Annotated in this window: 14 protein-coding genes; 2 read left to right on the top strand and 12 right to left on the bottom strand. The window is 63.8% G+C overall.

Going from position 1 to position 14,230, the window contains the following annotated elements:
* Positions 1-132: 132 nt before the first annotated feature.
* The 3 genes from P9239_RS10655 to ndk form a co-directional block, all read right to left on the bottom strand.
* Complete coding sequence (locus P9239_RS10655; RefSeq protein WP_309750518.1) at positions 133-1,239, bottom strand: RodZ domain-containing protein; 1,107 nt, start codon at positions 1,237-1,239, stop codon at positions 133-135.
* 194 nt (positions 1,240-1,433) lie between these two features.
* The gene (rlmN, locus tag P9239_RS10650) at positions 1,434-2,576 is read right to left on the bottom strand and encodes a 23S rRNA (adenine(2503)-C(2))-methyltransferase RlmN (RefSeq protein ID WP_309753990.1); all 1,143 of its coding nucleotides are present in this window, start codon (positions 2,574-2,576) and stop codon (positions 1,434-1,436) included.
* A 155-nt stretch (positions 2,577-2,731) separates the two neighbouring features.
* Positions 2,732-3,157, bottom strand: a complete 426-nt coding sequence (ndk, locus tag P9239_RS10645; RefSeq protein WP_250472446.1) for a nucleoside-diphosphate kinase — start codon at positions 3,155-3,157, stop codon at positions 2,732-2,734.
* A 327-nt stretch (positions 3,158-3,484) separates the two neighbouring features.
* Here ndk and P9239_RS10640 point away from each other — a divergent pair, with 327 nt between their 5' ends.
* A complete protein-coding gene (locus P9239_RS10640; protein WP_206466506.1) occupies positions 3,485-4,183 on the top strand; it encodes a Bax inhibitor-1/YccA family protein in 699 nt (232 codons plus the stop codon).
* 76 nt (positions 4,184-4,259) lie between these two features.
* Here P9239_RS10640 and rlmD read toward each other — a convergent pair whose 3' ends face one another.
* From rlmD to surE, 6 genes are read right to left on the bottom strand one after another with little or no spacing between them, the layout of a single operon-like run.
* Entirely contained in the window at positions 4,260-5,678 is a 1,419-nt protein-coding gene (rlmD, locus tag P9239_RS10635; RefSeq protein ID WP_404980035.1) for a 23S rRNA (uracil(1939)-C(5))-methyltransferase RlmD, read from the bottom strand.
* Positions 5,679-5,738: 60 nt separating this feature from the next.
* Complete coding sequence (locus P9239_RS10630) at positions 5,739-6,515, bottom strand: 3'-5' exonuclease (RefSeq protein WP_309750513.1); 777 nt, start codon at positions 6,513-6,515, stop codon at positions 5,739-5,741.
* 57 nt (positions 6,516-6,572) lie between these two features.
* Positions 6,573-7,679, bottom strand: coding sequence for an RNA polymerase sigma factor RpoS (rpoS, locus tag P9239_RS10625; RefSeq protein ID WP_309750511.1), 1,107 nt, complete (start codon positions 7,677-7,679; stop codon positions 6,573-6,575).
* Positions 7,680-7,692: 13 nt separating this feature from the next.
* Positions 7,693-8,643 (bottom strand): peptidoglycan DD-metalloendopeptidase family protein, encoded by a 951-nt coding sequence (locus P9239_RS10620; protein WP_309750510.1) that lies wholly within the window; start codon positions 8,641-8,643, stop codon positions 7,693-7,695.
* Between the two features lie 5 nt (positions 8,644-8,648).
* Positions 8,649-9,641 (bottom strand): protein-L-isoaspartate(D-aspartate) O-methyltransferase, encoded by a 993-nt coding sequence (locus tag P9239_RS10615; protein WP_309756457.1) that lies wholly within the window; start codon positions 9,639-9,641, stop codon positions 8,649-8,651.
* Positions 9,638-10,396, bottom strand: coding sequence for a 5'/3'-nucleotidase SurE (gene surE / locus P9239_RS10610; RefSeq protein WP_309750506.1), 759 nt, complete (start codon positions 10,394-10,396; stop codon positions 9,638-9,640). The genes P9239_RS10615 and surE overlap by 4 nt, the downstream gene beginning before the upstream one ends.
* Before the next feature lie 103 nt (positions 10,397-10,499).
* Between surE and P9239_RS10605 the strand changes: the two genes are divergently transcribed.
* A complete protein-coding gene (locus P9239_RS10605; protein ID WP_309750504.1) occupies positions 10,500-11,474 on the top strand; it encodes an NADPH:quinone oxidoreductase family protein in 975 nt (324 codons plus the stop codon).
* A gap of 12 nt (positions 11,475-11,486) precedes the next feature.
* On the opposite strand, the gene P9239_RS10600 is transcribed toward P9239_RS10605, so the two are convergent.
* From P9239_RS10600 to P9239_RS10590, 3 genes are read right to left on the bottom strand one after another with little or no spacing between them, the layout of a single operon-like run.
* Positions 11,487-12,320: an ABC transporter permease gene (locus P9239_RS10600; RefSeq protein WP_309750501.1), complete on the bottom strand. Its 834-nt coding sequence runs from the start codon at positions 12,318-12,320 to the stop codon at positions 11,487-11,489.
* 10 nt (positions 12,321-12,330) lie between these two features.
* Complete coding sequence (locus P9239_RS10595) at positions 12,331-13,161, bottom strand: ABC transporter ATP-binding protein (RefSeq protein WP_309750499.1); 831 nt, start codon at positions 13,159-13,161, stop codon at positions 12,331-12,333.
* A gap of 2 nt (positions 13,162-13,163) precedes the next feature.
* A complete protein-coding gene (locus P9239_RS10590) occupies positions 13,164-14,201 on the bottom strand; it encodes an ABC transporter substrate-binding protein (RefSeq protein WP_309750497.1) in 1,038 nt (345 codons plus the stop codon).
* Positions 14,202-14,230 lie beyond the last annotated feature (29 nt).

Raw genomic sequence — 14,230 nt, 5'->3', positions numbered from 1 at the left:
ATGGCAACCGGGGCGCTGCAAGGCAGCGGAAGTTGCTTGAATGGAACCTCGAACGGGCGTCACGGCCAATACCGAGACGCCCCTGACTTGTCCGCGCGTCGCGCGGGGCCTCAAGCCGCCCGCATGATTTCCTTACGGCAGCGAGAAGCGCGCGACGTTTCCGCGAGCGGAAGAATACTTCTTGGCGTCGACGGGCTCGTCGTCCACCGACAGCGATTCGACGCCTCGCGCGTTTCCGACGGTCACCTTGAACGGCGCCTCGCCTTGAACACGCTGTGTGCTGCCCGCACGCACGAGGCCGGAGAACACTTCCTTGCCGTCCTTGCCGCGCACGCTGAACCAGCTATCTTCCTTCACTTTCAGTTCGACGGCGTTCGCGCCCTTGCCGGTGCTTGCGACCGTCGCCGCCGAAGCCGCAGCCGCAGCCGCCGATGCTGCCTTCGGCGCCGGTGCGGTCGTTGCGGGAGCGCTTGCAGCCTGCACCGCCGTGATCGTCGAGGACGACGCCGGCAGCGCGTTCGTGCCGAGCGGACGCGGCATCGGCTGCTCGCCGGGCGCGGCCGCCACTTCGGGCAGCGACGCCTCGCCGGTATTCGCGGCGGCGGCTTCGTCGGGCGTCGCGACTTGCGACGCCGCGGGCTTGTCGCCCGACGTCGCGGCGACTCCCGCGCCCGTGCTCGACTTGATCCGCGCGAGCCATGCCGACGAATCGCCACCGGTGTGCCACATCACGAGCACTGCCAGCACCGCGACGATTGCCAGAACGCCCCACAGCCACGAACGCTTGCGACCCGACGAATTACCGAGCGGCACGGACACACGGCCGCGCGGCAATCCCGCGCCGGACGAGGCCGGCACCTTCAGATTGTGCTCGACCGGCATGCCATCGCGGCGGAACGCCTGCGTGAACGGCGCCGGGTCGGCACCAAGGATTTTGGCGTAGCTGCGCACGATGCCCGCGGCGAACGTCCGGTCGGGCAATTGACTGATATCGCCCTCTTCGAGCGCGGCAAGCTTCTGCGGCGACACCTTGAGCCGGGCCGAAACGTCGTCGATCGACCATGCTTTCGCGCTTCGGAGCTGCGCGAGACGCGCGCCGACTGCCTGCAGCGAGTCCAGCGTCACCGGCTGGCTTTCGCGCGATGCCGCCCCTCCGACTCGCGTCCGGGCATCATGCTGATCGCCGGACATTTCGTCGGTATGACTGCCGAAAGGCGTCGGGTGTTGCGGCTCACTCATCCCAAATTCCTCGCATCGATTCTTTTATATTGCGCTGCTGCGCCGTCAGTTTCCAAAGCACTGAACGATACAACCCTGGCGCCGTTGCAGACCGCTTTATAACAAAATGTTCGCCTTCGCGCGGCGTTCGCTTCATGGTCGCTGCCTGATCGCGGCCGTCGCGCCATGTCGACGCCCGGGCAGCCGCGATCCCGTCAGACCGCGCGCACCTCGATCACCTTGCTTCCTGAGCGGTTCGTGCGCTCGGCGAGCCGCGTGCGATCCTGCACCGCACCGGCGAGCTGACCACATGCCGCGTCGATGTCGTCGCCGCGCGTCTTGCGCACCGTCGTGACGACGCCCGCGTCGATCAGCACCTGCGCGAACCGTTTGATTTGCTCGTTCTTCGAGCGCGTAAGGCCGGATTCCGGGAACGGATTGAACGGAATGAGGTTGAACTTGCACGGCACGTCGCGCGTCACCGCGAGCAATTCGCGGGCGTGAGCCTCGCTGTCGTTCACGCCGTCCAGCATGCAGTACTCGAACGTGATGAAGTCGCGCGGCGCGACCTTCAGATACCGCTGGCAGGCCGCCATCAGCTCGCGCAACGGATACTTCTTGTTGAGCGGCACGAGCATGTCGCGCAGCGGATCGTTCGGCGCGTGCAGCGACACCGCGAGCGCCACGGGGAGATCCGCCGCGAGCCGGTCCATCATCGGCACGACGCCGGACGTTGAGAGCGTGACGCGGCGGCGCGACAGGCCGTAAGCGTTGTCGTCGAGCATCAGGCGCATCGCCGGCACGACGGCGTCGTAGTTGAGCATCGGCTCGCCCATGCCCATCATCACGACGTTGGTGACGACGCGCTCGCCCTTGCCCGGCCCGCCGACTTCGCGGCCGAGCGACTTGCGCAACGCAAACTCCGCCATGCGCAACTGGCCGATGATCTCGCCGGTCGTCAAATTGCGGGAAAAGCCTTGCTTGCCGGTGGAGCAAAACCGGCAGTTGACCGCACAACCCGCCTGCGACGACACGCAAAGCGTGCCGCGCGTCTCTTCGGGGATGAACACGGTTTCGACCGCGTTGCCGTTGCCGACGTCGATCAGCCACTTGCGCGTGCCGTCGGCGGAAACGTGGTCGCGAATGATGTCGGGCATCGCCAGCGTGGCGCGGCCCTTGAGTTTTTCGCGCAGCGATTTCGCGAGATCCGTCATGCCGTCGAAGTCGTCGGCACCGAATTGATGGATCCAGCGTTGCAATTGCTTGGCGCGAAACGGCTTTTCGCCGAGGCTACCGCAGTAAGCGACCAGCCCGGCGGCGTCGAGATCGAGAAGATTGACGGTGCTGCTGCTCGTCATGTCGAGTTCTGCCATTTCCAGATTGCGAAGCCCGGACATTCGCCCGGGACCGTTCGCGCCAAATTCCTGCTTATTCACAACTTTTTTTGCAGCTATTCTTGTGCTGAGGCGCGTTTGACCGCGCCCTTTGACAGGCGCGGCGACCAACACATGAATTAACGCGAGTAGACGTTCACTTCAGGGAAGAAGAACGCGATCTCCTGGCGCGCCGTTTCCGGAGCGTCGGAACCGTGCACGGCGTTCGCGTCGATGCTGTCGGCGAAATCGGCGCGGATCGTACCCTTGTCAGCCTTCTTCGGATCGGTGGCGCCCATCAGGTCGCGGTTCTGTGCGATTGCGTTTTCGCCTTCCAGCACCTGGATCATGACCGGACCCGACACCATGAACTCCACGAGGTCCTTGAAGAACGGACGCGCGGCGTGCACCGCGTAGAACTTCTCCGCGTCGGCGCGCGACAGGTGAACCATGCGCGACGCGATGATCTTCAGACCAGCGTTCTCGAAACGGCTGTAGATCTGGCCGATAACGTTCTTTGCCACTGCGTCCGGCTTGATAATCGACAGGGTGCGCTCGATCGCCATGAAAAACTCCAAAAAATGAACGGTTTACGGATTAAAACGAATCGACAATTGTAGCACGAAGCGATGTATGATTGCGATTGAAACCTTACGACGCCGTAAGGATCAAAGCATGCGTAGGCTGGCTGCATACAGGCTCTGAAATAGAGCGGGCAAGCATTGAATTCTGCGCGCGCCGCGGCCATATTGGAGCAAAACGCGGTATCGCAATGGAATCGGCCGTGCACCATTGCGGTACTAATTTTGGCTTAAGAGAGCGACGTTACGATCCCATGTAACCAGAATGTCGCGGTACAACTGAACGACGGACAATTGGAGCAAGGAGAAACCATGAACGAATCACCCTACGGCTTCGGCCGCACTGGCGCCGTCACCTCGGTCGAGGTGCGCAACAAGGTGCTGCGCAATACTTACTGGCTGCTGGCGCTTTCCATGGTGCCGACAGTGCTCGGCGCGTACATCGGGGTCGCGACAGGCTTTTCGCTGTTCGCCGCCACGAGCCCGGCGATGAGCTTCATCGCCTTCCTCGCCATCGCGTTCGGCTTCATGTTCGCGATCGAAAAGACGAAGAACAGCGGCATGGGCGTGGTCGTCCTGCTCGGCTTCACGTTCTTCATGGGCCTAATGCTCTCGCGTCTGCTGAGTTTCATACTCGGCTTCTCGAACGGGCCGCAGCTCATCATGATGGCGTTCGGCGGCACGGGCGTGATCTTCGCGGCCATGGCGACCATCGCGACCGTCAGCAAGCGTGATTTCTCGGGCCTCGGCAAGTTCCTGTTCATGGGCGTGATCGTCATCCTGCTCGCCGCATTCGCGAACATCTTCTTGCAACTGCCGGCGCTGATGATGACGATCTCCGTGCTCGCCATCGTGATTTTCTCCGCGTACATGCTGTTCGACGTGCAGCGCGTCGTGAACGGCGGCGAGACGAATTACATCAGCGCGACGCTCGCCATCTACCTCGATCTGTACAACGTCTTCACGAACCTGCTGGCGCTGCTCGGCATCTTCGGCGGCAACCGCAACTGATCGCGGAACGCTTCGCTGAGACAAAAAAAACCGGCCTTCGGGCCGGTTTTTTTTGCCTGCTGAAACGCGCGACGCGTCAGTCGCGCTCGAACAGCGCAATCGATTCGACGTGCGATGTATGCGGGAACATGTTCACGACGCCCGCGCCCTTCATCCGGTAGCCGGCCTCGTGCACGAGCAGGCCGGCATCGCGCGCGAGCGTCGCCGGATTGCAGGACACGTAGACGATGCGCTTCGGCAGAATCGCGTCGTCGCCGCTTTGCGCGATGTCCGCGAGCGCCTTCGACACCGCGAGCGCGCCTTCGCGCGGCGGATCGATCAGGAACTTGTCGAAGCGGCCGAGCGCCCGAATGTCGTCAGCGGTGACTTCGAACAGATTCCGGCACGCGAACGACGTGTGCCCATCGGCGCCGTTCGCCTTCGCGTTTTCGAGGGCGCGAGCCGTCAGCGCCTCGCTGCCCTCGATGCCGACCACTTCCCGCGACACGCGCGCGAGCGGCAGCGTGAAATTGCCGATGCCGCAGAACAGATCGAGCACGCGATCGGTGCGCGCCGGCGCCAGCAGGCTCAACGCGCGCGACACGAGCACACGGTTGATCTGATGATTGACCTGCGTGAAGTCGGTCGGCTTGAACGGCATGCGGACGTTGAACTCCGGCAGCGTGTAAGCCAGTTCGCGGTCGAGCGGATAGAACGGATAGACGGTGTCCGGGCCCTTCGGCTGCAGCCAAAACTGAACGCCGTGCTCGTCGGCGAACGTGCGCAGCAGGGCTTCGTCGGCTTCTGTCAGCGGTTCGAGAATGCGCAGGACGAGCGCCGTCACGTCCGAGCCGACCGCCAGTTCAATCTGCGGCATGCGATCGCGGATCGAAAGCGCCGCCACCAGATGACGCAGCGGCACGAGCATCGCGGAAACGTGCGGCGGCAGCACTTCGCAGCTCGTCATGTCGGCCACGTAGCTGCTTTTGCGCTCGTGGAAGCCGACCAGCACGCCGCCCTTCTTTTCGACATGGCGCACGGTGAGCCGCGCGCGATAACGGTAGCCCCACGACGGGCCGTGAATCGGCCGGAACATGGTTTCGGGCCGCAGTTTCGCCAGATGCTGCAGATTGTCTTCCAGCACGCGCTGCTTGACCGCGATCTGCGCGCGCACGTCCAGATGCTGCATCGAGCAGCCGCCGCACGTGCCGAAGAACTGGCATTTCGGGCGCGTGCGGATCACGCTTTCGCGCAGCACCTTGACGACCTGCGCCTGCTCGAAGCTCGCCTTTTTGCGATAGCTCGAATAGCTCACGCGCTCGCCCGGCAGCGCGCCTTCCACGAAAATGACCTTGCCCGGCTCGCCGTCCTCGTTCACCGTGCGGCCGACGCCGCGCGCGTCCATATCGAGCGCGTCGATTTCGATTTCAGGCGCGACGAACGACGGATCGGGCGTGACGGACTTCGCGGGCGCCGCGCGGCGGCGATGCGGATTTTTTCGAGCGGCTTCAGACACCTGCGTACTTCCTGACTGACGTGATAGCGAAGGCGAGATTGTAGACGAAGCGTCAAGAACTCATCGGCCGAACGCGGCGAGATACTCGGCCCAGTGCGGCGACGTTTCCTGCGCGAGCGCGTTTTTGACGAAATTGACTTCGTCGCTGTACTCGTCGGCCGAAAAGCCGCCGCGCATCAACTGAAAGCGGCAATACATCAGATACGTATTGACGACATCGGTCTCGCAATAGTTGCGAATTTCGTCGAGCTGGCCGTCGCAGAACGCGTCCCACACCTTGCCGCCGTCCATGCCGAGCTTGCCGGGAAAGCCGCAAAGCTTCGCGAGCGCGTCGAGCGGCGCGTTGGCCCGCGCCTGATACATCGCGAGGACGTCCATCAGGTCGATATGCCGCATGTGATACCGACTGATGTAGTTATTGAATTTGAATTCGCGGTCGTCCTGGCCGAGATCCCAATATCGTGGCGCGGTGATGCCGTGCACGAGCGCGCGGTAATGCAGCACCGGCAGATCGAAACCGCCGCCGTTCCATGAAACGAGCTGCGGCGTGTATTTCTCGATCACGCGATAAAACGACTGAATCAGCGCCGCCTCGCCGTCGCCGGGCGCGCCGAGCGAGCGCACGCGAAAGCCGTTGTTGTCGCGGAACACGCAGGAAATGGCCGCGACGCGCTGCAAATGGTGCGGCAGAAAATCGTTGCCGACGCGCTCACGGCGCATCTGAAACGCATAGTCGGCGACTTCGCGGTCCGAAAGATCGGAGGGCAAATCTTCGAGACGGCGAATGCCGTCGACATCAGGGATCGTCTCGATGTCGAATACGAGAATCGGTGTCATTGAATCCTGCGAAAGCGGCAAAACAAATGCGACGCCCGCGCGGGCGCCATGGAAGCATCAAAGCACGGCGTCCTTGCGAACGCCGTTGGACGCGAAGAAACGCTTGAGCCTGACAAGCGCCTCCTGCTGAATCTGGCGCACACGCTCGCGCGTGAGGCCCATTTCGTCGGCAAGCTCTTCGAGCGTGGCCGGCTCGATGTGATTGAGTCCGAAACGACGCTCGATCACATGCCGATGCTTGTCCGACAAGCGCGACAGCCACAACCGCGTCAGCGTTTCCAGTTCGCGGTGCTGCACTTCGGCGTCCGGCGACTGGCTTTGATCGTCGGAAAGCAGGTCGAGCAGGCTGCTGCCGGGATCGAGGTCCAGCGGCGCATCGAGCGAAGCCGTGTGTTCGTTCAACGCGAGAATGTCGGTGACTTCCTCGGGCGTCTTGCCGGTGAGGTACGCAATGTCGTCGATGCTGGCGTCACGGCGTTCGGGCGCCACGGGATCGTTCGCGTTGGCGGAATTCTTCTCCAGATGGCGCTTCGCGCGCAGCACCTGATTCAGTTCACGAATCACGTGAACCGGCAGCCGCACCGTGCGCGCCTGATTCATGATGGCGCGCTCGATGCTTTGACGTATCCACCACGTCGCATAGGTCGAAAAGCGGAAACCGCGCGTCGGATCGAATTTTTCGATGGCGTGCATGAGGCCGAGATTGCCCTCCTCGATCAGATCGAGCAGCGGCACCCCGCGATTCAGATATCCCTTCGCGATACTGACGACCAGCCGCAGATTGCGCTCGATCATGACCTGCCGCGCCTCGAATTCGCCGGCTTTGGCGAGACGCGAATACCGCTGCTCTTCCTCGACGGTAAGCAGCGGCTTGACGCTGATGCGATTCAGGTAGTGCTGAATAGTGTCGGCCGTGAGTTCGGCCTGGAGCAACGAGCGGAAGTCGTCGGCGTCGGGAGGGGAATCGTTTGCGCCGTCGGCGGATTCACCGCCTTCTTCGGCGCGCTTGCCGCGGCTCGAGCCATCTTCGTCCGAATCGACATCGACCTCGATGTTCTCGGCATCGTCCTCGCGAGTAGAAGCGCCCTCTTCCGCCGACACTTGCAAAGGTCGGCTGATCGTCTCAGTCTCGGCTTGCGGCAGGCGGCGCTTCGTTTTCGGCATGATGGCTCCGCTTTTATTGCGGCGGCAAATACTTCAGTGGGTCAACAGGTTTACCCTGCCGGCGAACTTCGAAATGCAACATCACACGGTCCGAATCGCTGTTCCCCATCTCAGCGATCTTCTGCCCTTTAGTCACCGCGTCACCCTCTTTTACCATCAAAGCGCGGTTGTGTGCATACGCTGTTAGAAAAGTCGCATCGTGCTTGATGATAATGAGATTGCCGTAGCCGCGCAGCCCATTTCCGGAATAAACGACCCGGCCGTCCGCCGAGGCATTGACCGGATCGCCCGCCGCGCCGCCAATATTCAAACCTTTGTTCTTCGCGTCGTCGAATGTGCCGAGAATCGGACCGCGCGCCGGCCAGATGAACGCCGGCTGCGCTGCCGTCGCGCTATTGTCGACGCCAGCCGCAACACCCGGCGCGGCGCCTGCCGCAGCGCCCGGCACAGTTCCCATGCCGGAATTCGAACCGTAGTACGGCGGCTGGGCCGCGCCCGCCGTTGCGCCCGTTGTTGCGCCCGGCTGCTGCACGCCGCCGTTGAGCGGCTGCGCTTCGACTGCGCCACCCGCGATCGGCGCGGTCGATACACCCGGCGTCGCGGCGGCGACATTCGCTCCCGGCGGCGCGACGCGCACCAGCTGACCGACTTCGATTTGATTCGGGTTGGTCAGATTGTTCCAGGCCGCGATGTCGTGATAATTTTGACCGTTTTCCAGTGCGATCCGATATAGGGTGTCGCCCGGCTTCACGCGGTAGTAGCCCGGCGGCGGCGGACCGTTGGACGCCGCGGCCTGCGCGGCATCCGTGCCAATGGGCGCGCCGGTTCTGTCCACCACCGGCGCCATGTCCATGCGCGTCGAACAGGCCGCCAGGACGGTTAGCGCAACGACGCACACGCTGCGCTGCGCCGCCGTCAGGCGAACGTTCGCACTCCCTACTCGCCAAGCACGCAAGATACTCATCGGTGTCAAATCACTCCGGATTTCAAAGGTACAAAGAAAACGCGATCCAGCTGCGACTCCCGCCACTGCGTCGCCGAAACGCGCGTGACGAGCGTCAGCACCTGCGACTGCGCGGCCTGCGATCCGACCGGCGCGACGAGCCTGCCGCCGACAGCCAGTTGATCCAGCAAGGCCTGCGGCACGTCGAGCCCCGCGCACGCAATGACGATCGCATCGAACGGCGCGGCCGCGGGCAGGCCGAGACGGCCGTCGCCATAGTGCAGCCGGATGTTCGGCACGCGCAGCGGCCGAAGATTGAGCTTCGCGCGCTCTGACAGCGGCCGCACGCGTTCGATGGAATAAACCTCGGTTGCGACCTGCGACAGCACCGCCGCCTGATAGCCGCAGCCGGTCCCGATCTCGAGCACCTTGTCGAGCGTGCGCCCGGACGCGACCAGTTCGATCATGCGCGCGACCACGGAAGGCTTAGAGATGGTCTGATGATGGCCGATCGGCAGCGCCGCGTCCTCGTAGGCCTGCGCGGCGAGCCCCGGATCGACGAACATGTGGCGCGGCACGACCGACATGGCGTTCAGCACGCGCGGATCGGTGATGCCGTTCGCGCGCAGGCGTTCGACCATGCGCTCGCGCACGCGTTCGGAGGTGAGCGTCTGCGTGCTCGTCAATGCGACGTTGGGCGCGCCTTTTTTCGTCGCAGCGTTCGCGTTCGCGTATGAATGCGAGTCGCGCTCGGCGGGACGTTGCGCGGTCCGCAACGCGCTCGTGCGCGGATGCGGCGCCTGTGCCGGACTGCGGGTCGCGGCGGGAACGGGTTTGTCGCTCCCCGGCTTGGAGACAAACGCGGGCGCCCCTTTCTGCGCGCCCGCCGTGGAACGCAACGCGCCCGGCGCGGCGGCAGGCTTCACGCGCGACGCGTCGGCGCGGCCGGCGGGCTTGCGCGGCTCGCGTACCAGGTCCGCGAGCGCCAGCGGAAAGCGCTTGGCGCGCTCGTCCGTCATGAGCGGCGGCTCCCGGCGGCGGCCCATTCGCGCGTCTCGGCCATGAGCTTCGTGTGCGTCAGGTCGAGCTGCAGCGGCGTGATGGAGACGTAGCCGTTCGCGACGGCGTGAAAATCGGTGCCTTCGCTTGCGTCGAGCGCATCGCCCGACGGCCCGATCCAGTAAATCGGATTGCCGCGCGGATCGGTCTGGCGGATGACCGGCTGCGACGGATGACGCTTGCCGAGGCGCGTCACGCGCCACTCGCCGAGCTGGTCATACGGCAGACTTGGAATATTGACGTTCAGCAACGGATGACCCGGCATCGGATGATCAAGAAAGTGCGCGACGATTTCCGCCGCCACGCGCGCGGCATCTTCAAGATGGAGCCAGTCGCGGCCGACCAGCGAAAACGCAATGGCCGGAATGCCGAACATGAAGCCTTCGGTCGCGGCGGCGACAGTGCCCGAGTACAGCGTGTCCTCGCCGACGTTCTGGCCGTTGTTGATTCCCGATACCACGAGGTCCGGCCGCTCGTCCAGCATGCCGGTGAGCGCGATATGCACGGAATCGGTCGGCGTGCCGTTCACGAAATTGAAACCGTTCGCCGCGCGATGAATGCTCAACGGCCGCGACAGCGTGAGCGAGTTCGACGAGCCGCTGCAGTTCTGCTCGGGCGCCATCACGGTCACGTCGCCGAGCGGCTGCAAGGCGTCGTGCAGCACGTTGATGCCGCGCGCCAGATAGCCGTCGTCGTTGCTGAGTAGGATTCGCATCTGATGATTGTAACCGAGGAAACATGACGCGCGAACGCACGCGCGGGCTCGTCCGGACGGGTACGGTGCCCTACACTGACCGCCTCAACGACGAGGAGACGACATGCGCGCCGTTCGCTGCAACCGACACGGTTTACCCGACACGCTCACCATCGAAACGCTGCCCGACCTGCATCCGGAAGCAGGCGAAATCATCATCGACGTGAAGGCGGCAAGCGTCAATTTTCCGGATGTGCTCATCATCCAGAACAAGTATCAATTCAAGCCGCCGCTGCCCTTTACGCCGGGCGCGGAACTGGCGGGCGTGGTGCGCGAAGTGGGCGCGGGCGTGACGCGCTTCGCGCCCGGCACGCGCGTGGCCGCGTACACGGCGCATGGCGCGTTCGCCGAACAAGTGCGCGCGAGCGAGACGGCGTGCATCGCGCTGCCCGATCACGTCGATCTCCCAGAGGCCGCCGCGTTCACGCTCGCCTACGGCACGTCGTATCACGCGCTCGTCGATCGCGGTCAGCTGAAAGCCGGCGAGACGCTCCTCGTGCTCGGCGCGGCGGGCGGCGTCGGGCTGGCGGCGGTGCAGATCGGCAAGATCGTCGGCGCGCGGGTGATCGCGGCGGCATCGAGCGCGGAGAAGCTCGCGTTCTGCCGCGAGCACGGCGCGGACGAGGTCATCGACTATACGAACGAAGACTTGCGCGAGCGCATCAAGGCACTGACCGGCGGCAACGGACCGGATGTCATATTTGATCCCGTCGGCGGCGCGTATGCCGAACCGGCGTTTCGCAGCATCGCGTGGCGCGGGCGGTATCTTGTCGTCGGCTTTGCGAACGGCGAGATTCCGAAGCTGCCGCTCAACCTCACGCTCCTGAAAGGCGCGAGCATCGTCGGCGTGTTCTGGGGCGATCACATGCGCCGCGAGCACGCGCTCGCGGACCGCGAATTCGCGACGATGGTCGAGTGGATCGAAGCGGGCAAGCTGCGCCCCGTCGTCACGAAACGCTATACGCTCGAAGAAACGCCGCAAGCACTCGACGACATGATGAATCGCCGCGTGACGGGCAAGGTCGTGATCGAGCCGTAGACCGCTGCTCTTTTACAGCTTCTCGGTATCGCCGGTTTTCGGCTGCCACTTCATCAGCCGCCGCTCGACGAGCGCGACCAGCCCGTCGAGCACCAGCGCGAATGCGGTCAGCACGAGAATGCCGGCGAACACGGTGTTGATATCGAACGTGCCTTCGGCCTGCAGAATCAGATAGCCGACGCCGCGCGCGGAGCCGAGATACTCGCCCACGACCGAGCCGACGAACGCGAGCCCGACCGACGTATGCAGGCTCGAAAACACCCAACTCGTCGCGCTCGGCAGATACACATGACGCAGCAGTTGCTTGCGGTTCGCGCCCAACATGCGCGCGTTCGCAAGCACGACAGGGCTCACTTCCTTCACGCCCTGATAGACGTTGAAGAACACGATGAAGAAGACGAGCGTCACGCCGAGCGCGACCTTCGACCAGATGCCGAGCCCGAACCACACCGCGAAGATCGGCGCGAGAATCACGCGCGGCATCGAGTTGGCGGCCTTGATGTAGGGGTCGAGCAGCGCGCTCGTCGTCGGCGCGAGCGCGAGCCAGAGGCCGACCGCGAGCCCCGACACCGTGCCGATGACGAACGCGAGCACCGTCTCGATCAGCGTCACCCAAAGGTGGATATAAATCTCGCCGCCGCTGAACCATTCCCAGATGCGCACGAGTACCTTTTGCGGCTCGCCGAAGAAGAACGCGGCCTTGTTGGCGTCGTCGAAATAGAACGGTGGTAAAAGCGTCGGACTCGTGAGCACGTACCACACGACGAAGCACGCGAGAAGCAGCAGCCACTGCCACAGCGCGAGATTGGCCCGATTTGAACGATTAGGGCGCAGCTTGTTCCACATGTTCGTTTTCTTAATCTGCGACGGCGGGCTTCAATTGCTGCTGGTAACCCTTGAGCACTTCCTCGCGCAGCACGCCCCAGATCTGCGCGTGCAATTCGACGAAGCGGGGATGCGAGCGAATCTCGGCGACATCGCGCGGACGCGGGAGGTCGATCGCGAATTCGCCGATGGGATGCGTGCCCGGCCCCGCCGACAGTACAACGACGCGATCAGACATGGAAATGGCTTCGTCGAGATCATGCGTGATGAAGAGCACGGCCTTGCGCTTCGCGGCCCAAAGGTCGAGTAGCTCGTTTTCCATCAACTGACGCGTCTGAATGTCGAGCGCGGAGAACGGCTCGTCCATCAGGATGATGTCGGGATCCAGAATCAGGGTCTGCGCCATCGCGACACGCTTGCGCATCCCGCCCGACAGTTGATGCGGATAGCGGTCGCCGAAGCCGGACAGGCCGACGCGCTTCAACCACGCTTCGCCGCGCGAGCGCGCTTCGTCTTTCGGCACGCCGTCGAACGCGAGGCCCGCGGTGACGTTGTCGAGCGCGGAGCGCCAGGGCATCAGCGCATCGGCCTGAAACATGTAGCCGGCGCGGCGGTTGATGCCTTTCAGCGGTTCGCCGAACACGCTCACCGTGCCCGACGATGGCTGCAACAAACCCGCCGAAATGTTCAGCAGCGTGGACTTGCCGCAACCGGTCGGACCGACGACGGACACGAACTCGCCCGGCGCAATCGCCAAAGTGGTATTGCGAACGGCGGTGTAGCGGTCGCGGCGATTCTCGCGCGACGCGAATGTGCAGGTCACGTCCTGCAATGCGAGCGCGGCTTCCACGGGCGTCGCCACGATCACGCCTTGACCGAGGCGAGCGCCTTCTTCACGAAATCGTTCGTCCACGTCTTCGAGAGGTCGATCGGCTTGCCCTTCACGGTTTCGTCGAAAGCCTGAAGCGTTTTCAGCGACGTCGCCGGGCCGTCTTCCGGCATCAGGCCATCGGGCGACATGGCTTCCTTCACGTGCTGCCACGAATCCAGATACAGCGCGCGGTCGCCGAGCAGATACCCTTCCGGCACCGTCGCGATCAATTCCTTGCCCGACGCCGTTTGCAGCCACTTGAGCGCGCGCACCATCGCGTTGGTGAGCGCCTGGGTCGTATTCGGATTCTTGCTGATGAAGCTCTGCGACGCGTAGAGACACCCCGCGGGCATGTTGCCGCCGAACACAGTGCGCGTATCCGCGAGCGTGCGCGTGTCCGAGACGATGCGAATCTCGCCCGCGCGATCGAGCTTTGTCATCACGGGATCGAGGTTCGCCATCGCGTCGATCTGGCCGGACTCCAGCGCGGCAATCGCGCCCGCTCCCGCACCCACGCCGATGAAGGACACGTCCGTCGCCTTGAGACCGGCCTTCGCGAGCACGAAGCTCGCCATGATCGACGTAGACGAACCCGGCGCCGTCACGCCGATCTTCTTGCCTTTCAGGTCCGCGACGGACTTGTAGTTCGGCATCGCCTTCTTCGAAACGGCGAGCACGATCTGCGGCGCGCGCCCTTGCAGCACGAATTCGCGGAAATACTGGTTCTTGGCTTGCAGCAGCAGCGTGTGCTCGAACGCGCCGGACACCACGTCTGCGCTGCCGCCGACCGCCGCCTGCAACGCCTTCGCGCCGCCCGCGAAGTCGGCGATCTCGATATCGAGCCCTTCGTCCTTGAAGTAGTTGCGGCGCTCCGCGATGGTGAGCGGCAGATAGTAGAAGAGGTTCTTGCCGCCGACGGCAATCGACACCTTCGTCTGTTCAGGCTTGCCTTGCGCGAACGCGAGCGGCATGCCCGTCACTGCGCTACCCGCGAGCACGGCGCCGCTCGCGATGAACGTCCTGCGTTTCATCGTTGTTGTCTCCTGTCGGCCGGATGTCG

It is taken from the genome of Caballeronia sp. LZ062 (assembly GCF_031450785.1).
Lineage (GTDB): Bacteria > Pseudomonadota > Gammaproteobacteria > Burkholderiales > Burkholderiaceae > Caballeronia.
This window is presented reverse-complemented; position numbering and strand designations above follow the sequence as displayed.